Source organism: Yersinia vastinensis (genome assembly GCF_902726565.1).
Classification (GTDB): Bacteria; Pseudomonadota; Gammaproteobacteria; order Enterobacterales; family Enterobacteriaceae; genus Yersinia; species Yersinia vastinensis.
The window spans coordinates 295,406-315,771 of sequence record NZ_CACVAF010000001.1 but is presented as its reverse complement, the minus strand read 5'-3'; the positions used below and the strand labels follow the sequence as shown (position 1 = coordinate 315,771).

The following is a 20,366-nucleotide window of genomic DNA, read 5'->3' as shown; positions in this document are numbered from 1 at the left end:
TTAAAATTGCTTACCAGCTATATGTCACATCCAACCAATATTGACGGCCCATCTGATAATCTGATTCCGTTTTATTGACATGATTAAGTACGTTGAATATATCCAGCCCCACTTTAATATTTTGTTTTCCTAGCGGCTGGGTATAAGAAACTCGCCAATCAAGGTTAATATTCGGGCTGAATTGTTCTTCTTCATACACATCCATTGTGCCGCTATATCCCTGACAACGTATATCTGTGTTACAAGCGACAGTCTCACGGCTTGTTATAGCCCGATAGCCAGCGATATAACTCAGCCGCTGTGTCCAATCCAAACGCCATGCAGGAATTTCTGTATTTAATTCCGCGAATGCAGACCACGGGCGGTTAAAATTATCTGCAGGTTTATCGATATTCCTGATCACCTTACCTTTATAGATAATGCGTTCATCAGGATCCGCCTCATCGTCATAAGTGCCGTTTGTGCTATAGCTGCGCTGAATATTTGCCCCTAAATTCCATGACAAAACCAGCGAATGCCAATCAATTGGCGCAACCGGTGCCACGGTTAGAGAATAGGTATCGGCCTTGGTGCTCCCGCCATTGGTCATGACATAGGTCTTCGTACCCTCAAGTTTTTCTGCAGCAAATTGATCTTTACCCTGCCGATGTACCCACTTTGCTGTCCAGATAGTGTCACCAATGCGTTGTTGTAAGCCGAGGTTCAACTCGTCACTGTAGGGGGTATTAAGTTGGCTGTAGTTATAGTTGGTGGTTGATTGCGTTTTGCTATAAACCCATTCATCCGGTGTCGCCATTGGGGTTTTCCCCTTGGTACAACTCCCACTGGCTGACAGATGTCCTGCACGACATTCGAGGTAAACCTGTTTGCGGGATTCGCGTAATTTGTAAGCCAGAATATTGCCCGCATAATAACGGTTGGCCCCGGCAAACAGCTCGGTATGATGATTGTTCCAGACGTCATAAGTGGCATTAAAACGTGGCGAGATATTGAGGTTTTTCATGTAATCGTCATAGTCCACGCGCACGCCAGGCATCATGGTTAGACGAGAAAAAGCCGCAGTATCCTGCAAATAAATACCATAAGTGCTGGCATTGACGTCAGTTTTGCCCGCGTCATACACCGTGCGCTGGTAGAAATATTGGTCACCATCAACACAACCAATATCACCGTGGCAAACCACTTTTGGCGCTGCAATTTGGTTAGTGAAACCATAGCTGGTCGTCGGGCGGTTATAGCTTGCCGTAGAGAACTCAGCGCGGTAGCCGATATCGACTTTGTGACTCACCGGTCCTGTAGAGAAACGATTGAATGCCATATCTTGCTGTAAAATTTGGCTTTTCTGCTGTGTTTCTACTTTTCCATAGCCACCAAAACCAGCCAAGCTGACTGAACTGCGCCAATCAAAACTGGGGCTGGCCATCCAGGCAAAATAGTTCTGCTCTTGGTTATCAATGGTGTTTTCATTTTGCCGATACGCCAACTTGGTATTGAGGGAACCCCATTGATTCTGATTCTCCCAATCACCATTAATGCTATAACCGCCGCCTTCATTGGTGAATTTACCATTCATGGTATTGGCGCGAACAAAAGTCGAGCTGTGCGGTGAATACAGTAGGGTCAGATTAAATTTATTATTTTCGTCGCTGTCCCAAGAGCCACGTAATAAATAAGTTTCGCTCAGCCGGGATTGAGCTTCCCACTTTTGCATATAGGTGTGCCAATAAGGGATGGCCGACTCTTTGCGATTATAAGAAAAAGTAAAACCGGCATGGTCATTTAGGGGCTGATTAACCGTGATGCTGTAAAAGTTCTTGGTAAACTTTGGTTGAGCATCCGGCGTGCTGGCTTTATTAAAAGTGGCTTGTTTCTTCTCATCAATTTGGTACTTAGCCCAACTAGAGCGCGTCGTGCGATAAGAAATATTGCCACTGGCTTCGGTAAATGATGGGCGTTTCAGCGTGGCATCTACCACCCCCCCGGTAAACTGCCCGTATTTAGCGGAAATATTACTGTCATATACCGAGACTGAATCCAGTAAATGGGTATCAATCCAGAAGGCTTCGGGGTGGCCGGCAGGAAAGTCGGCCCCTGAATTACCATTTGGCGCTTTCTCAATATCGCCAACATTATCACCGGGATTTAGCCGATCATTGTTGGATAATCCATCAACAATAAAATTGTTGTTATAAAACTTTTCCCCATGGAAAGAGACCACCTCAGGGGCCAACTCTCCTGGTGTGGTGCTATTTCGTGACGTTTCAGGAAACTGCACATTAGGATTGGTACGTAATAATTCGGTGATATTGCCATTGCCGGTAGGCTGCTTGGCAATATCCGCTTCAGTGAGTTGTTGGCTGCCTATTTGTAATTGACCTGGCGCACGCCCACGCACCGTCATCACATCCCCGCGGTGTTGAGTGCTGTTAGCCGTCTTTGGTCCTATTTCATTGTCAGCATCGGCGCTTTCCCCAGTTGCGGTAGCCAGTGGGCGCAAAATATAGCTGCGACCATCTGCGGACAATTCCGCATACAATCCACTGCCTTTGAGCAGTAATTCCAGCGCCTGCGACGTGCTGTAATGACCACTGATTGCAGAGGCCTGTTTGCCGATTAATAAGCGGCTATCGACACCAAATGTTATCCCGGTTTGTTTGGAAAATTTCGTTAGCGCGCTATCTAACGGCTGCGCAGTAATATTGATGACTCTAGTGACGCTACCACTGTCTGAAATAGCAGTAGCCAACGCTGAAGTACCGCCAGACAGAATGACTGCCAGCAATGTATTCAGCAAAATTTTCCTGCTCATGTATTTACCCTGAAATATTTTTATGTTTTCAGGATCAAAGACGCACCAAATAAAAAAACGGGCAGTTGATAATGAAATTAATTATCATTTTCATGAAATAAAATTTAATTCATTGAATAATAAATTATTTTTTAGACAACCAGACGATGCCGGGTAATGATGTATTCACATTTAGCGGCAATGATTGTCCGAGTAAATTGAGTGCCTGATCGCTGTCCGTGGCCGGTAAAACACCGGTAAAGCGTAATTGGCTTAATACTTCGCGGCTACGAGGGTCGATATACATCAGGCCTGCGCGATAACGTGTTAGTTGCTCAATCACCTGCTCAAGAGAGGCATTCTCAAAAATTAGTTGGTTTTGCACCCAACTATCTGCATTAGGGTTCACTGAGATTGGGCGGGTAATAGCATGTTTATTTAGGCTAATTTGCTGACCCGCTGCCAATAACACTCTGACTTGTGGGTTTTCATTAGCGCTGACGGCGACAGTGGACTCCACCACCGCCACGTGAGTTTCTGCCACTTGCTGTTCAACCGTGTAACGGGTCCCCATGGCCAGTGCCTGTGCATCACGGCTACTGACCACAAAGGGGCGCTTCGCGTCATCTTTCGCCACAATGGCGTACACTTCACCCCGTCGCAATGTGATCAGACGTTGCCCTGATGAGTAATCAATATCAACTGCGGAATTGCTGTTAAGAATGATTTCACTGCCATCATCCAAAGAAATATGTTTTATTTCGCCCAATGCGGTACGTTGATCCGCCAGCCAATAACGATAAGGTAGCTGGCTAAGAAGCAAACCACTGACCATCAGTGCCAACCAGATAGAGACCCGCAGCCCTGAGCGACGACGTACTGGCTCAGGACTCATGCTCTGCCATAAGCCACTCATTTGCTGATAGATTTTTTCGTGCTGCTCATTTTGTTGACACCAGTGATACCAAGCATCTAACAGTTTATTGTGCTCTGGACTGCCCGGTGTTACCTCAGAAAAATGCAATAACCATTGCGCAGCATCTTGCTGAATTTGAGCAACTCCGCCATCAGGGTTATGAGTGGTTTTATGCATGGTTTTCCTGACAAAAGATGCGGCTATGACAATGAATAAGTGCCTTGGCAAGATACTGTTTTACGCTGCTTTCGCTGATACTGAGAGCCTCGGCAATCTCGCTGTAACTGCGCCCTTCAACACGCGCCATTAAGAATGCACGGCATACATTGTCATCCAGTTCACTGACTAGAATCTGTATCGCCTGTGCTACCAACTGATTGACTGCCGCTCGCTCTTCTGCCGATTGCGCGTACTGATCTTCCGCCATCTGCGCTAATGCCACCAAAGCATCCTGCTCCAGCTTACGTTTGCGAAATTGGTCGATCATCACATGATTGGCCGTGACCATTAGATAAGCTCTAGGTTGGCGGATCACACTTGGATCGGCCATGGTCAACAATTTGATAAAGGTGTCATGCGTCAGATCCGCAGCACTATGGTGGCAACCCACTTTTTTGCGTAACCATCCTCGCAACCAGCCCTGATGAGCCAGATAGAAGTTACTCCAGAAAGTGGTCATATGCGTCATGGAGGCCAGCGTATAAAAGTGGTGAGAGGGAACTTTGGCGATCAAAGCTTAACGATAATCATTATCGTCTAAATGATTTGGCAGACGCAATAGCTTTAACTATCTATATATTGAGCTAATAATTTGTATTATTGCATCAATAAAAGATGGGGTAATAATGATAAGTCAGTTAATTAACTCAATTATTGAGTAATTTTTAGAGTAATAAGGCTAATGAACATGCTGGGGATGTGGACATAAAACGTCGTTTTACTGCTTAAAGCTCACATGTTTTGCCTAAAGCACAATTATCGGCAAATATTTCCCTTGTCACTCAATATCAGGTCAGATGGCGCTAACTTAGTATTGATGTAAATAGTTATCTTAATAATAATGACTATCACTCCACTTTGACGTGATAAATTATGACGCGATACCCACAGTGTCAATCAATTCAAGGCCGATATTGACCGGTATAACATCCTTAACGTTGCGTCTTAAAACAGAAAGAGAAAACACCATTATGTCCCTTGGCATCCATCACATTCAGGGCAAAGAATTCCGTTCAGTATTGGCTGGACTGGGGATTGTGAGCCTTATTTTCTTCTTGTTCGGCTGTAAACCGGCTGAAGAAACAACAGGCCAGCAAGCCCCTTCATCAGCCAGTGAAAATACCTCCGCATGGTCGCGCACAGTAGAAACGACAAAAGGCCCGGTGACACTGACACATCAGCCAAAACGTATTGTGTCTACCAGTATCACCATCACCGGCACCCTATTGGCCATTAATGCGCCCGTGATAGCTACGGGAGCCACGGCGCCCAATACCACCGTGGCAGATAATCAAGGCTTCTTTACACAATGGTCAGATGTTGCACAAGCGAAAAAGTTGGTGCCAATCTACCAGACAGAACCAAATGCAGAAGCTGTTGCGGGTATGGATCCAGACCTTATCATCATCTCTGCCACTGGCGGGGATTCAGCGCTGAAGCTGTACGAGCAGTTATCGGTCATCGCGCCCACATTGGTGATTAATTACGATGACAAGAGCTGGCAAGAGCTGGCTATCGTGCTGGGGCAAGCAACAGGACATGAAGCCGATGCTCAACAGGTGATTGATAAATTCACTGATCGGATTAGTGAGGTTAAACAGAATATTACGCTACCACCGCAACCCACCTCTGCATTTGTCTATCAGGCGGCAGGGAGCACAGCCAATTTGTGGACAGAGAATTCAGCGCAGGGAAAATTGTTGCAGGAGCTAGGCTTCACACTGGCGCAAGTCCCTACTGCCGTGAAAGGTAATACCAGCATGGGGCACCGCAAGGATATCATCCAACTCGGCGGAGAGAAGCTGGCTGAAGGTCTTAACGGCGAGACCATTTTGCTGTTTTCCGGTGATCAACCGGCGGTGAACGCATTGAAAAACAACAAATTTTTAGCTCACATCCCGGCAATTGAACACAACCGAGTTTATGCTGCGGGCTATGATACATTCCGGTTGGATTATTATAGTGCGAGTAATTTGTTAGCGCGGATTGAAGGCATGTTTAAGGCGAAACCTTAGTTTTTATCTGCGAGCTGCCTTGCCCTATCTCTTCGCTCGGCAGCTCAAAATAGGTGCTTGGCATCAAAATCAACCGGCAAAAAATTGCCAATGCATTCCCATAATAAGTCGTGGTAGTATGCATCAAACAAATAATAATGATAATCAAAACGATAAGAATACTCATTTGTTAACAAAGAGTTACAATGCCAGCAACTGACTCCCCAACCTCATCTTCATTAAAATCAGCAAAACCGGTCCCGACTATAGGGAGAAGCGCATCCTACCATCCGGGGGTTTTGCTATTACTCAGTATTATTGCATTGATATTGGTTATGGCTGCTAGCCTGATGCTCGGTGCTAAAGCGATCCCTTTTTCGGTGGTCTGGCAGAGTTTACTTGGGCATCACAATAACGCAGACAGTATTTTAATTTTGGAATCACGCCTGCCGCGAACCTTAATTGGTGTACTTGCTGGTGCCGCGCTGGGGTTATCGGGAGCAGTGATTCAAGCCCTTACCCGCAATCCACTGGCTGATCCGGGGATTTTAGGCGTCAATGCTGGCGCCAGCTTTGCAGTAGTGGTCGGCATTACCGTTTTCGGCGTTCATGCCATTTATGGCTATATGATTTCCGCATTTATCGGTGCCATGGTGACAACACTGGTGGTGTATTGGGTCGGCACTCTGGGGGGCGGACGGGTGAATCCTCTACGCCTCACCCTCTCAGGTGTGGCCATCGCCGCTGTCTTATTGGGGATTTCGACCGGGATATCACTGACCCACCCACAGGTCTATGACAGTGTGCGCTTCTGGCAAGCCGGTTCGCTGGATATCCGCAATATGTCCGTGGTGATAGCCGTCACACCGGCCATTGTTCTCGGCTGTATCATTGCTTTGTTGCTGGCCCGGCCCCTCAATGCAATGCATATGGGGGAAGATTTAGCCGCAGCAATGGGGACACGTATTGCCCAAACTCAGTTTTGGGCCGTTGTTACTGTCACTTTACTCTGTGGTGCTGCCACCGCTGCAGTAGGCCCTATCGCCTTTGTTGGCCTAATGGTGCCGCATATTGCTCGCTGGATTGTCGGGCCGAATCAATGTTGGGTATTACCTTTTACTTTGGTGATGACCCCCATTTTGTTATTGGTCTCTGATATCGTTGGCCGCTTTCTGGTCCCCGGAGAATTGCGGGTCTCCGTCGTAACCGCGTTTATTGGCGCGCCATTATTGATCTGGCTGGTTCGACGGAATAAAAGGATGACCGCACTATGAAACCCGTCACTTCCCCGTGGTTATTGGGCCAACCTGATGGCCCGATAAATCTACGTATTCAGCCACGCCGCCTGATTGTTGGTTGTTTATTGCTGCTAACCTGTCTATTGGGGGCCATGCTGGCATTAATGGTTGGCACTCTCTCGTTATCTCCCCTGCAAGTCATTACTGCCTTATTCGGCCACGCCGAAGGGGCGGCGAATATTATTGTCAATCAGTGGCGGTTGCCCCGAGCGCTGATGGCATTGATTTTTGGTGCCGCGCTGGGTATCAGTGGCGCAATATTTCAATCACTGGTGCGCAACCCGTTAGGCAGCCCCGATATTATTGGATTTAATGCTGGCGCTTATACCGGAGCGCTAGTGGCGATCACGTTGTTTAACGGCAACTATTTTGAGATAGCCAGTAGCGCCCTCGGCGGTGGATTGCTCTCCGCCATGGCGGTGTATCTGTTGGCTTACCGCCAAGGAATTCAGGGATTTCGCTTAATTATTGTCGGTATTGCAATGGGGGCGATGCTCACGGCATTTAATACCTGGCTGACCATCACGGCATCATTGGAAGCCGCAATGACCGCCGCCGCATGGGGAGCCGGTTCGCTTAATGGGCTGACGTGGGCGAAAGGGCTGCCATCCGTGATGTTTATCTTTATGGCTATCGGAGCTGCTATGTTACTCAGTCGGCGCATGCCATTGCTGGAAATGGGCGATGATGCCGCCGGGGCTTTAGGTGTTCCAGTCGAAAGAACCCGTTTGAGCTTGATGGCGATTGGCGTCATTTTGATGGCAGCAGTCACTGCCGTTGCCGGGCCAATATCCTTTATTGCTTTAGCTGCACCACAGATTGCCAAACGTCTGACAGGCACCCCTTCCGTCACCTTAACAGCTTCTGCGCTGATGGGGGCGCTATTATTGATTGCGGCTGATTTGTGCGCCCAGCACCTATTTTTACCGAATCAGTTGCCAGTTGGTGTGGTTACCATCAGCATCGGCGGCTTGTATCTTATTTGGCTTTTAATCCGGGAGTCCGGGCGCTCATGAATATTGTCAGCCCTGCCACACACGCTGCTCGTTTGCAGGCCCAGGCCCTGACTCTGGGTTATGACGGTAAGATAATCAGTGAAAATCTGAGTGTTGTCATTCCAGATGGGGAATTTACGGTTATTGTCGGCCCAAATGCCTGTGGGAAATCGACATTGCTGCGAGCCTTAAGCCGTTTACTCAAACCGCAAGCCGGTCAGGTCATTTTAGATGGCAAGAATATTGCTCGCGTTGACACCCGGCACGTTGCACGTCATTTAGGGTTATTGCCGCAAAGTTCGCAGGCCCCGGACGGTATCAGCGTGCTGGATTTGGTCGCGCGGGGTCGCTATCCTCATCAAAAATTATTACAGCAGTGGACACAAGCCGACAAGCTGGCCGTCAGCAATGCGATGCAAGCCACGGGGGTGAGTGATCTGGCTGACAGACCGGTAGATGCCTTATCCGGCGGGCAGCGTCAGCGTGTTTGGATAGCCATGGTGCTGGCACAGCAAACGCCATTATTACTGTTGGATGAGCCAACGACTTATTTGGATATTGCTCATCAGATTGATTTACTTGAATTATTTAGTGAATTGAATCAGCAGCATAATCATACCCTCGTTGCTGTCTTGCATGATCTTAATCATGCCTGCCGCTATGCCACCCATATTATCGCCATGCGCGATGGGCAGATTGTTGCACAGGGCAATCCTCGGGAAGTGATCACGGCCGATCTGGTGGAGCAGGTGTTTGGTATGCCATGTTTGATCATTGATGATCCGGTGTCGCATACCCCGCTCGTGATCCCAAAGGGCCGGTTTTAGGGCCTTACTGAATAGTTCTGCTGTTGATTCTGATCGCCGAACACGAAAGAAATGGCAAAAATCGGCGATAAAAACAGATGAATGTCAGATTGCTGACAAACGCCGTTATTGGGGAGTGCATGCCGATGAGGCCATAGCGGCATAAGCCGCCAGAGCGCCCCTCGGTGTGGCTATGCCCGAGTATCTTGGGTTAAAAAACCACATTGTTTACAGCCTTTTTATTGGCATTTGGTTGCTTACACTTCCCCCAATCATCCTTCTGGGGAACCTAATAAACAGTGCAGCCCATCAATCAAGCCACCGCGCCAGCACAAAGCATCGTGGCCACCAGCATAAATTCGATAATGCAACCGATGCCCCGCCTGACGCAGCGCTTCACTCATGGCTTCATTGACTTGATAAATCACATTCTCACGACGGCCTGCCTCCATAAAAATATCCAATGGATGGCCCGCCCCCAAACCTTGGTAAACCTGTTCGGTCAGCCAGCCCCGACATTTAGCCGTTCCCGCTGTCAATACCTTAAGATTATCAACATCTGGCCACCAAAATGACCCTGACTGGCTTAGTACACAGCCAAAACGCTGCGGCCAATGTAATCCAGCGTATAACGACGCCAATCCACCAAAACTTTGCCCAGCAACCACAGTACGAGAAGCCTTCTCAGTGAAAGGTTGCAGCAAGGCCACTTGTGGCAGTAGTTCAGTTTGTAGTGCCTGCCAAAAATCCTGATTGCAGGGTAATTCCTGCGCGCGATGCGGTTGGTCGATAATATCGATCAACACATAGACACTGGCGGGTAAACGACCGGCAGCCGTTTCATTATCCAATACACCAAATATCGTCTGCCCCTGCGCCCAATACTGACCATCGAGCAAGATGGCCAATGGACGCTCGGTTTTATCTTCCGCGCCAAGACCTTGGCTATCAATTGTGTGGTAAATCCACACCTTGCGACAATTACCTAACCGCGTGCTATGCCAAGTGATCAACTGCAACCGCGTTGGATCGGTTGGCAGTGCTTGGCCCGCATCAATTGGCTGCCAAGCAAGCTGGGGCAAGGCATCGGCCAAATGCACCGCTGACAGTGGCCTTCCCCGGTAACTGCCATGGGCGGCCGTGGGATTTAACGGATCGTTTTCTGCCTGATCTAGCAATGAAATCCACCAATTACGCTGCGCCTGACGTCGTTCTTGTACTGTCCCTTCGGGCAAATTTAGGCACTGCTCGGCAGTAACAGGAATAAAGCAATAACTGCCGCGAAAATCAGACTCCACCTCAGCCTGCCAATACCACACATCCGTCTGGCCCAAATGCTGGAGGGTTTCAGGGTGCACGCTATGGTGGTCAGTGACGCCGTTAACATCGATATAAACTGCGTCGTGTGCCTTTGCTTGCCGATCACGCCACAGGAAGGTCAGTTTTACTTTGCCAGCCGCGACTGGTTCCACCAGTGGAGTTCCCCATTGCGCTATCTGCTGCCACCATGGGTCACTGCCAACCAAAGGGTCTGCTAACAAACGTTGACTGTCCGGGTATTCATTTGTCGTGCCCACACGCCATCCTCTTCATTTCATTGCTCAAGTCTATTAACCCTTAGCGTGCAAATTTTATCCGGCTGCAATCTGATAACGAGTTAAATTCATTCGTGATTATTATATAAATACAAATAATATTGAGAGGCATTATTATTTGCAATGATATGATGCACACCCTTTCTAAAATGCCACCTATTTCCCTGATATGGGTTATTGATATTTCCCCCGTCGGTTCGGCTGATGCGGGTTTCACGATGGCTAGTGTTTAAAGATAAGTAAATTTTCGCTACGACTCACTGTATTTTCTCCCGTGACTTAAAAATAAATCTAACAAATTCATCATGCTAACCTTTTAATAACCTTTCATTTCATTCCGCGTAACCGGACAAAACCATTCTAAAAACAGGGAGATAGTCCTATACTCGCTGACAGGGCTATTTAATACCGCCACTTATTCAGGGTAAACATGCCAGCATTTAAGGGATTACCACAGCTTATGCACCGGATGCGCGCCAGTAAAATGCGCATGTGCGGTATGCTGCTGGTTGCCTGCTGGTTGATCCTCAATGCGCAATTGGCTATTGCTGGCCATCAGTGTGATATTACCCCTGCCGCTTCACCGGTATTCACCCAGCATCAAGGGCATTTACAGCCAGATCGTTTACAGCACTCATCAATGCACGCGATGCCATCAATGATGGATATGTCGCATGGTCAAGCGCAAAACTCTTTGTGTGAAAAACACTGTGTTCCAGACTCGATTCAGTCTGATAGCGGAGTACTGGTGCTCGCGGTACTGCCGACCCACACGGAACTAATGTTGGCAGATGCACAGCAAACACCACGTGTGCATCATGTTGACTGGCACACTCCCCCCATTGTCGGGCCACCCACTGAAATCGCTTTTTGCCGATTTAGAGAATAGATCCAGACATTTTTAATCACATTATTCACGCCGTTTTGGCGTGTTGTGTTTACTTTATGTTTTGGAGCTATTTCTATGAAAGTCTTATCCCACGCCCTTTCCGCTACGGCGGGTATCGTGTTTTGTGCTGCGGCACTGTTCTCCACTTCTCTTTTCGCGGCTACCGTGCCTATGGCTGACAACATGCCAATGTCCCATGACCATGGGGCGATGATGACCGATACTGCACATGATAACCCTGCGGCGAAAGACACCAATAACTACCACTCCCGTGGGCAAATCAAAGCCTGGAATGCCACCCGTGTTTCCATCGCCCACAGTGCAATTGCGGCCCTAAACTGGCCCCCTATGACCATGACTTTCGACCTGCCGGATGATTTGCTGGCCGCCCCCCTCCCCGTGGGGACGCAGGTCACATTCAGCTTCCGCCAGACTGAACAAGGTTATCAGCTCACCGCCATCTCAGCACAGCAGCCGTAAGGCGGGAGCCAAAATGAACCCTCAATTTAATCACCCACAGCAGGTGCGGTTTTCGGCTGCATTGAACTTAGGACTGGCCCGCTGGTTGATGGCTGTAGCATTGGGCCTGCCCACCCTCAGCTATGGCGCGAATATCACATTGGAACAAGCGCTGGTTTCCGCGCAGCACTATTCTGCCGAATTGTCTGCCAATCAACATCAGGTTAATGCACTCGAAAATATGGCAAGTTCTGCCACTCAACTGCCTGATCCCAAGCTGAAATTTGGCATAGAAAACCTACCAGTCGGAGGCAATAATGACCGCCGTTTTACCCGTGAGGGTATGACGATGCAGCGAGTTGGCATCATGCAGGATTATGTCAGCAGTGATAAGCGGCAGAGAAAAGCCGATACCCTGAGTGCTGAAGCCCGCAAAACCGCGGCGGGAAGCGAAACTATCCGTACCCGGCTACAAAAAGAGACCGCGCAAGCTTGGCTGGATCTAGCACTGACTGAACAGGCAGTGAGTGATGCCAAAATCTTGGTGCGAGAGAGTGAAAAACAAGTGGGATTACAACGTGCTGGCGTCGCCAGCGGTAGCACGTTACCCAGTTCAGTGCTGGATGCCCGCCTGACACTTTCCGCCATGCAAGATAGATTAACCACTGCCCAGCGCGATGTGGCATTGGCGCAAACCCAACTGACTCAGTTGACTGGTATTGAGGTTCAACACATCAATGGCCCGCTGCCCTCCTTCACTCGTCTACCCGCTGATATCGCCGTCTTACGCGATGCCATTAATCAGCATCCAGAAGTCTTGCTTGCCAGCCGTGAGGCCGAAGTAGCCAAAGCGCGTTCTGCACAATCTGCTATTGCTGCCACACCAGACATTGGTATTGAAGTTTATTACGCCAAACGAGCGCAAGAGTATGACGATATGGCGGGGGTGATGATAACTGTCGACCTCCCGCTATTCCGCTCGCAACGTCAGGATAAAGACTATGCCGCCGATGTTTCTCGCACTATGGAAGCCAATGACCAACTGACCTTACTGACCCGTGATCATCGGGCGCAGCTCGATACCCTGCTGGCGCAGTATCAGGCCACGCAGCAACTATGGCAACGGCAGACCAATGAAGTTTTACCGCTGCAAAAACAACGAGTTGATTTAATCATGACGCAGTATCAAGCCAATAAAAGCGATTTGAGCAGTGTCTTGGAAGCAAGACGCGCCCTACTCGACAGCCAACTCAATACCAGCAACGCCGCCCGTGAATTAGCGCGTACTTGGGCTGCCATCCGTTATCTGACCCCGCAGGAGATCGCGCGATGAAAAAGTTATTCAGTCTGACTTTAGTGGCTGTCGCCGTCATCAGTGGCCTCACTGGCTATCTATTAGGGAAACCCGCGCCCCATGCCACGTCAGCGATGGCAACCCGTGCTGACACCCCCGTAGAGAATGGCCGTAAAGTACTTTATTGGTATGATCCGATGTCCCCCGGCCAGCGCTTCGATAAACCGGGAAAATCGCCCTTTATGGATATGGAGTTAGTGCCGCGTTATGCCGGCGAAACCGAGGACGATGGCGGCGTGACCATCAGCGCCCGCCAACAACAAAATCTGGGGGTGCGCACCGCACCGGCTGAAATGCGGACACTCGACTATCGCCTTACGGGTTATGGCACTGTCGCGACAGATGAACGTGGCGTGCAAGTGATCGCAGCACGGGCGAACGGCATTATCGAGCAATTATATGTGAGAGCCGATCAGCAACCGGTGATGAAAAATCAGCCCTTAGCACAGTTATGGATACCGGATTGGAGTGCCGCGCAGCAGGAGTATTTGGCCATTCGGCAGTTGGGTGATGGCCCATTAACCGCCGCCGCCCGCCAGCGGCTACAACTGCAATTTATGCCAGAAGAGGTGATTCGCAGCGTAGAAAAAAGTGGCCAACCACAAACTCGGGTGACATTACGCTCCCCTGCCAATGGTTACGTCAATAAGCTGGATATCCGCGCAGGTTCACAAGTGACAGCAACCCAATCGTTATTTGAATTAGCCAATCTTGATCCTGTGTGGATCGTAGTGGATTACCCACAATCACAAGCCAGTTTAGTCCAAATGGGCAGTGAGATTTCCGCCACCACCGCCAGTTGGCCAGGTGATGTCTTTCACGGCAAAGTGAGTGAGTTATTACCCAATATGGATCTCACCACCCGCACTCTAAAAGCGCGAATCGTTTTGGAAAACCCCCAGCAGAAGCTAAAACCGGGTATGTACCTGAATGTGCAGTCTGCGCAATCGGGTAACCTTGAACCCGTGCTCGCCATTCCGCAGGAAGCGTTACTGATGAGCGGCAACCGCAATAGGGTGTTGCTGGCGCAAGGTAATGGTCATTTTAAACCGGTAGAGGTCAGTGCCGGACAAACTCAGGATGGCTGGGTTGAGATCAAATCAGGGTTGAGCGACGGCCAGCTTGTCGTAACCTCAGGGCAATTCCTGATTGATTCAGAAGCCAGTTTACAAAGTGCCTTGCCGCAAATGGATGACACCGCTGAAACCCCCACGCCAGTCATAGATGACAGCGCGAAAACGCCGGTTGATGTCTACTCAGTACAAGGAGAGGTCAATGCGATTAACGGCTCAACGATCACCTTGTCCCATGGCCCGATAGCTGCATTGAAATGGGGGGCAATGACCATGGATTTCTTGCTGCCACCGGGCAATTTATCGCCAGAAATTACTGTCGGCAGTCAGGTGAATTTTACCTTCACCTTAAATGAGCAAGGTGCGCAGATCCGCCAGATCCAACCAGTAAAAACCCATAACAACACAGATATCCATGGGAGCCACTTATGATTGCAGCCATTATCCGCTGGTCATTGCGCAACCGGCTATTGGTGCTGTTGGGGGCGGTGATGATGGCAGCATGGGGGATTTGGTCCCTGCAACAGACACCGCTGGATGCCTTGCCGGACCTGTCAGATACGCAAGTCATCATTCGCGTCAGCTATCCCGGCAAAGCACCACAAGTGGTCGAGGATCAGGTCACTTATCCATTGACTACCACCATGCTATCCGTACCCGGAGCCAAAACAGTGCGCGGCTTTTCCATGTTCGGCGATGCCTATGTCTACGTACTTTTTGATGATGGTACCGACCCTTACTGGGCGCGTTCACGCGTACTGGAATATCTCAGTCAAGTGCAATCCACTCTGCCTGCCGAAGCCAAAACCTCATTGGGGCCGGATGCAACTGGCGTCGGTTGGATCTATGAATATGCCTTAATTGATCGAACCGGCAAACACAGTTTGGCGGATCTGCGCGCCTTGCAGGATTGGACACTCAAATTTGAATTGAAAACCGTGCCGAATGTCTCGGAAGTCGCCAGTGTCGGCGGCATGGTACGTCAGTATCAAGTAGTGCTCGACCCCGAACGAATGCGAGCGCTGAATCTCTCCCATCAGCAAATTGCCAATGCCATTGCCGACAGCAACCAAGAAGGCGGCGGTTCTGTACTGGAAATGGGCGCTGCCGAATATATGGTACGCGCGAGCGGCTACCTGAAAACGCTGGATGATTTTAGAAATATCGTGATAACTGCCCGTAGCGGCATCCCTATTTTACTGTCCGATGTTTCCACCGTGCGTATGGGGCCAGAAATGCGGCGTGGGGTTGCGGAACTGAATGGCGAAGGGGAAGTGGCTGGGGGTATCATTGTGATGCGCTATGGCAAAAACGCCCTAGAAACTATCAATGGTGTGAAAGAGAAACTGCAACAGATTCAGCGGAGTTTACCCGCTGGGGTAGAAATCGTGCCCGTTTATGACCGCTCACAGCTCATTACTCAAGCCATTGACAGTTTGTCGTTTAAATTGCTGGAGGAATTTTTGGTCGTAGCAGTCATCTGCTCGCTATTTTTATTCCATTTCCGCTCTGCCTTAGTGGCAATCATTACCCTACCGCTGGGTATCCTTGGTGCCTTTATTGTCATGCACTATCAAGGTGTTAATGCCAATATTATGTCTTTGGGGGGCATTGCCATTGCCATTGGTGCCATGGTGGATGCGGCGATTGTCATGATCGAAAACATGCACAAAGTGTTAGAGCAATGGCGACGAGATAATCCAGGACAGACACCCGTTAGCCAAGATTATTGGCGCATTTCAGAGCAAGCGGCGATTGAAGTCGGCCCAGCACTGTTTTGCAGCTTATTGATAATCACCCTGTCATTTATTCCAGTCTTTACCTTGCAGGCACAAGAGGGGCGAATGTTTTCGCCGCTAGCCTTTACCAAAACCTATGCCATGGCGGTTTCCGCAGGGTTAGCCATCACATTGGTGCCAGTATTAATGGGCTACTTTATTCGCGGAAAAATTCCTAACGAAAATGCCAACCCTATCAACCGCTGGTTGATCGCCCTCTACCATCCGGTGTTAACTGCCGTACTGGCTCGGCCAAAAACCACATTGGCCATTGCGGGTATGCTGTTACTCGTCACACTGTATCCGCTCAGTCGCTTAGGCAGCGAATTCATGCCGGCACTGGATGAAGGCGATTTGCTGTATATGCCCTCGACACTACCGGGGATTTCTGTCCGTGAGGCCAGCTATTTATTGCAACAAACAGATCGCCTGATCAAAACCGTTCCCGAAGTGGATACCGTGTTTGGTAAAGCCGGACGAGCCGAGACGGCGACGGATCCCGCGCCCCTTACCATGATCGAAACGACTATCCGTTTTAAGCCCAAAGATCAGTGGCGGCCCGGTATGACCATGGATAAATTGATCGAAGAGTTGGATGCTACCGTTAACGTTCCCGGCATTGCTAATCTGTGGGTTCCCCCGATCCGTAACCGGCTGGATATGCTGTCGACGGGAATTAAAAGTCCGGTCGGGATAAAGGTCAACGGTAAGAATGTGCAGCAAATTGAGCAAGTGGCACAGCAAATTGAGCAGGTGGTGCGCAAAGTACCGGGCGTCACCTCAGCACTTTCTGAACGCCTTGCGGGTGGTCGCTATGTCGATATTGATATCGATCGCAAGCGTGCTGCCCGCTATGGTGTCTCGGTCAAGGAACTGCAATCACTAGTAGAAACGGTGATTGGCGGACAGAACATCGGCGAAACGATTGAAGGTCGTGAACGTTATCCTATCAATCTACGTTATCCACGGGAAATACGTGATTCACTCCAGAAATTACGTGATCTGCCGGTGGTGACCGCCAGTGGCGGGCAAGTGGCGCTATCGGAACTGGCGGATATCAAGGTGGCAGAAGGCCCGCCTATGCTGAAAAGTGAAAATGCCCGCCTGTCTGACTGGGTATATATCGACTTACGGGGACGGGATCTGAAATCAGCCGTCACGGAGATGCAACAAGCCGTCGCCCAGCAAATTACTTTGCCAGAGGGCGTCTCACTTAGCTGGTCTGGGCAATTTGAATATCTGGAACGGGCGACAGCAAAACTAAAAATTGTACTGCCTGTCACCTTGATGATTATTTTCGTACTGTTGTATGTGACGTTCAGTAGTGTCCGTGATGCAGCCCTGATCATGACGACTCTGCCCTTTGCGCTGATTGGTGGGGTCTGGTTGCTCTATGGGCTGGGATATAACTTTTCTGTTGCCGCCGCGGTTGGCTTTATTGCACTGGCGGGGGTTGCGGCGGAGTTCGGGGTCATCATGGTGCTGTATCTTAATCAAGCGGTGAAAAAACATCAGCAACCGGGTGTTGCCATGAGCCACCGCGAGATGAGCGCAGCCATTCACGAAGGTGCCGTGCTGCGTGTACGACCAAAAGCTATGACCGTCGCCACCATTATGGCAGGCCTACTTCCCATCATGTGGGGAGGCGGCACAGGTTCAGAAGTTATGCAGCGAATTGCTGCCCCGATGATTGGTGGGATGGTTAGTGCACCGCTGCTTTCAATGCTGGTGATTCCGGCGGTCTACATGCTACTGCATAAAAAAGAGCATCAGCCGTCATAAAACCTCAATAAGCATCATCCTAGCCCCGAGTTTTGTCAGACAAGATTCGGGGCTTTCTTATGAGTTCTCATCGCTTCTCAGTATGCCCAGTATGGCGGAAGGTTAAATTAACCCGATATGCGCCCGTGCTTGGTGAAAATCCCGCTTTAATCGGCAGCACGCCATGATAATTTAAACGTGATGGCCCGCCCCACACCACGACATCCCCTTCACTCAATAAAACTCTTTGACACTTTGCCTCACGAGATAACCCACCAAACTGAAATATTGCGGGTAATCCTAGTGAAACGGAAACAATTGGCTGGCGTAAATCCAGTTCATCTTTATCCTGATGTAATGACAATTTGGCCCCAACATCATAGCGATTTATCAAACAAGCATCGGGTTGAAAATCGGTAAAACCGGCTTCGCGGGCAGCCAAAATAGCCAAAGTCAAAAATCGATCAGGCATAGCGGGCCAACGCTTTTGGGTTAAAGGATCAATCGAACTGTAGCGATACCCCTGTTTATCGCTAACCCAACCCACAGATCCACAATTACTCATCGCGACAGACATCCGATAACCGCCAGGGGTCACAAGATGGCGAAAAGGAGCAACATGGGTTATTTCGGCAACATCAGATAACAGTGATAGCACCTGATCCTGAACATAGTGATGGAGAACCATAGCTCCGGGGGATAACTCTTCTGTCCAAGGCTCTGCGGGTAACTGGGAAAAGAGATCCATTGTCATAACTGGCCGCCTCAGATTAAGGTCGTTGATGGTTAAGATAGTCGATGATTAAGACCATTGCAGTTTACCCCAATCGCCATGAGATCGGCACATCCAACAGATTTACCAATAGCGAACTCAATCTAATACTCACTATCTCGCCAATTTAACTCGCCTTTTTCATCATTTATCTATTTTTTCACCCTCTGAACTCATAATAAATATTATATTTAATTTCTTATGGTGAAAAAACAAAAAGCATCGCTAAAAATATGGAAGATTAATGTCGCAATGACAACGTGTTGATAAATAAAAGATAATAAACGAATAAGAAACACTGATAAATAATAATAACAAATAGCATACTCAGGCTAAATACGTGCTTGTTAAAAACAATTGCATCATGCAAGAATACATCGGGTAGTCATTAAAAAAGATTGAGACTTTAAGTAAAGACAAATCAACAATGAATTAATAACCTTAATATTGCTATTACATGGTAAAAATCACTTTCTAGACCGATAATATCAATGAGAAAAATTCACGTAGCATAAACCCGAATTACCCACAACAAGATAAAATATTAACGTACTCAAAGAATAAAAAAACACCTTATACAGGATAGGTAGCCATCAATATGGAGACAAATGAGATTGTGTTTAAATTAGAAGGAACGGTACTATTTTCTCCCACACAACGTTGTTTAAATGGTCCTGATGGTTCAGTTGTCATTTTGACTGAAAATAACCTGAGGTTTTTACAATTGTTGCTTAATGGGGTGACTGAAAAAGAACAAATTATTAATCAGGTATGGAAAGAACAACGTGGTGCAGTCAGCGAAAGCAGTTATTATGGACAACTCTATATGTTGCGTAAGGCATTTCTGCAGGTTGGGCTGAAAGAGTCTCTTATTCATACTATTCCACGCAAAGGTGTGCGCTATACGGGGTCTGTAAGTCAGGTGAGTATTGGTAGAAAGGTTGATAATGCGCAAAATAACGATGAGGCTGATCCAACGCCTGCCACATCTGAGTCTCTTCAAATAGCGACGCTCCCTTTACCCATCAATAGTGTGGCAACATCAGTTCTTGACATATCCGCTAAACAGAGTTTTTTGCAAAGCAATCGCTGGAAAAAATTGATTTCCTTGCTGGCATTTTTTTCTTTCTGTTGGCTCTCATTCCTCTCTGTCTTAATCATTATTATCTTATTCGGTGGCGATCAACCACATTACTAATACTCCCAATAAAGCTAATATAATTTTCAAAGACTAAATGATGATTGCAAAAAGGAATTTCGGAAAAAAAAACCGTTTAATAGCTACCACTACGAACGAGACGAATATAAAACGTAGCGATTCGGATAGTAGCAAGATACCTAATGAGTACCTATATAACGGGATATTCCCAATACATTTAACAAGGAAAATAATCATGATGAACTCAATCACTAAAGGCTATGTCACTGCTCAACTGAATGCACAAGAATTTATGAAAAATCAGCGTGGTTCTATTATTGAATACGTGATGGTTATTGCATTGGCAGGTATTTTGATTACTGCAGCTAAAGAGCCTTTAACAACATTAGTGACTGAACTGGTAGATAAAGCTAAGACTTCTGTAAATCCATAACCACAAGGTTAAGAAGACATAATTTAGCTTTCCACGTTAATATGGCAACTCCAAGTTGTCATATTAACCCTATCATA

At 48.3% G+C, this 20,366-nt stretch carries 16 protein-coding genes; 11 read left to right on the top strand and 5 right to left on the bottom strand.

Going from position 1 to position 20,366, the window contains the following annotated elements:
- Nucleotides 1-10 precede the first annotated feature (10 nt).
- The 3 genes from HUZ92_RS01370 to HUZ92_RS01360 all read right to left on the bottom strand — a co-directional run bounded on the left by HUZ92_RS01370 (nt 11) and on the right by HUZ92_RS01360 (nt 4,392).
- A complete protein-coding gene (locus HUZ92_RS01370) occupies nt 11-2,809 on the bottom strand; it encodes a TonB-dependent receptor (protein ID WP_050097821.1) in 2,799 nt (932 codons plus the stop codon).
- Between the two features lie 124 nt (nt 2,810-2,933).
- Entirely contained in the window at nt 2,934-3,881 is a 948-nt protein-coding gene (locus HUZ92_RS01365) for a FecR family protein (RefSeq protein WP_050097820.1), read from the bottom strand.
- Nucleotides 3,874-4,392, bottom strand: coding sequence for a sigma-70 family RNA polymerase sigma factor (locus HUZ92_RS01360; protein ID WP_050097819.1), 519 nt, complete (start codon nt 4,390-4,392; stop codon nt 3,874-3,876). The genes HUZ92_RS01365 and HUZ92_RS01360 overlap by 8 nt, the downstream gene beginning before the upstream one ends.
- A 502-nt stretch (nt 4,393-4,894) precedes the next feature.
- Here HUZ92_RS01360 and fepB point away from each other — a divergent pair.
- The 4 genes from fepB to HUZ92_RS01340 all read left to right on the top strand — a co-directional run bounded on the left by fepB (nt 4,895) and on the right by HUZ92_RS01340 (nt 9,037).
- Nucleotides 4,895-5,938, top strand: a complete 1,044-nt coding sequence (fepB, locus tag HUZ92_RS01355) for a Fe2+-enterobactin ABC transporter substrate-binding protein (RefSeq protein WP_174846769.1) — start codon at nt 4,895-4,897, stop codon at nt 5,936-5,938.
- Nucleotides 5,939-6,123: 185 nt separating this feature from the next.
- The gene (fepD, locus tag HUZ92_RS01350; protein WP_145579837.1) at nt 6,124-7,191 is read left to right on the top strand and encodes a Fe(3+)-siderophore ABC transporter permease; all 1,068 of its coding nucleotides are present in this window, start codon (nt 6,124-6,126) and stop codon (nt 7,189-7,191) included.
- Nucleotides 7,188-8,231, top strand: coding sequence for an iron-enterobactin ABC transporter permease (gene fepG / locus HUZ92_RS01345; protein WP_050097815.1), 1,044 nt, complete (start codon nt 7,188-7,190; stop codon nt 8,229-8,231). Before fepD ends, fepG begins: the two co-directional genes overlap by 4 nt.
- Nucleotides 8,228-9,037, top strand: a complete 810-nt coding sequence (locus tag HUZ92_RS01340; RefSeq protein ID WP_050097814.1) for an ABC transporter ATP-binding protein — start codon at nt 8,228-8,230, stop codon at nt 9,035-9,037. Before fepG ends, HUZ92_RS01340 begins: the two co-directional genes overlap by 4 nt.
- A 251-nt stretch (nt 9,038-9,288) precedes the next feature.
- Here the strand turns inward: HUZ92_RS01340 and fes are convergent, their stop codons facing one another.
- A complete protein-coding gene (fes, locus tag HUZ92_RS01335) occupies nt 9,289-10,593 on the bottom strand; it encodes an enterochelin esterase (RefSeq protein ID WP_145579836.1) in 1,305 nt (434 codons plus the stop codon).
- A 478-nt stretch (nt 10,594-11,071) separates the two neighbouring features.
- On the opposite strand from fes, the gene HUZ92_RS01330 reads away from it, so the two are divergent.
- The 5 genes from HUZ92_RS01330 (at nt 11,072) to HUZ92_RS01310 (ending at nt 17,946) form a co-directional block, all read left to right on the top strand.
- Nucleotides 11,072-11,500 (top strand): hypothetical protein, encoded by a 429-nt coding sequence (locus tag HUZ92_RS01330; protein WP_050098146.1) that lies wholly within the window; start codon nt 11,072-11,074, stop codon nt 11,498-11,500.
- A gap of 75 nt (nt 11,501-11,575) precedes the next feature.
- Complete coding sequence (locus HUZ92_RS01325) at nt 11,576-11,980, top strand: copper-binding protein (protein WP_050097812.1); 405 nt, start codon at nt 11,576-11,578, stop codon at nt 11,978-11,980.
- Between the two features lie 13 nt (nt 11,981-11,993).
- A complete protein-coding gene (locus HUZ92_RS01320; RefSeq protein WP_050097811.1) occupies nt 11,994-13,292 on the top strand; it encodes a TolC family protein in 1,299 nt (432 codons plus the stop codon).
- Complete coding sequence (locus HUZ92_RS01315; protein ID WP_145579835.1) at nt 13,289-14,818, top strand: efflux RND transporter periplasmic adaptor subunit; 1,530 nt, start codon at nt 13,289-13,291, stop codon at nt 14,816-14,818. Before HUZ92_RS01320 ends, HUZ92_RS01315 begins: the two co-directional genes overlap by 4 nt.
- Entirely contained in the window at nt 14,815-17,946 is a 3,132-nt protein-coding gene (locus HUZ92_RS01310; RefSeq protein WP_145579834.1) for an efflux RND transporter permease subunit, read from the top strand. Before HUZ92_RS01315 ends, HUZ92_RS01310 begins: the two co-directional genes overlap by 4 nt.
- A gap of 67 nt (nt 17,947-18,013) precedes the next feature.
- On the opposite strand, the gene alkB is transcribed toward HUZ92_RS01310, so the two are convergent.
- Nucleotides 18,014-18,679, bottom strand: a complete 666-nt coding sequence (gene alkB / locus HUZ92_RS01305) for a DNA oxidative demethylase AlkB (protein ID WP_050097808.1) — start codon at nt 18,677-18,679, stop codon at nt 18,014-18,016.
- A 616-nt stretch (nt 18,680-19,295) separates the two neighbouring features.
- Between alkB and HUZ92_RS01300 the strand changes: the two genes are divergently transcribed.
- Together HUZ92_RS01300 and HUZ92_RS01295 are read left to right on the top strand one after the other, a co-directional pair.
- Complete coding sequence (locus HUZ92_RS01300; RefSeq protein WP_145579833.1) at nt 19,296-19,895, top strand: winged helix-turn-helix domain-containing protein; 600 nt, start codon at nt 19,296-19,298, stop codon at nt 19,893-19,895.
- A gap of 196 nt (nt 19,896-20,091) precedes the next feature.
- The gene (locus tag HUZ92_RS01295) at nt 20,092-20,289 is read left to right on the top strand and encodes a hypothetical protein (protein WP_050097806.1); all 198 of its coding nucleotides are present in this window, start codon (nt 20,092-20,094) and stop codon (nt 20,287-20,289) included.
- Nucleotides 20,290-20,366: the final 77 nt, after the last annotated feature.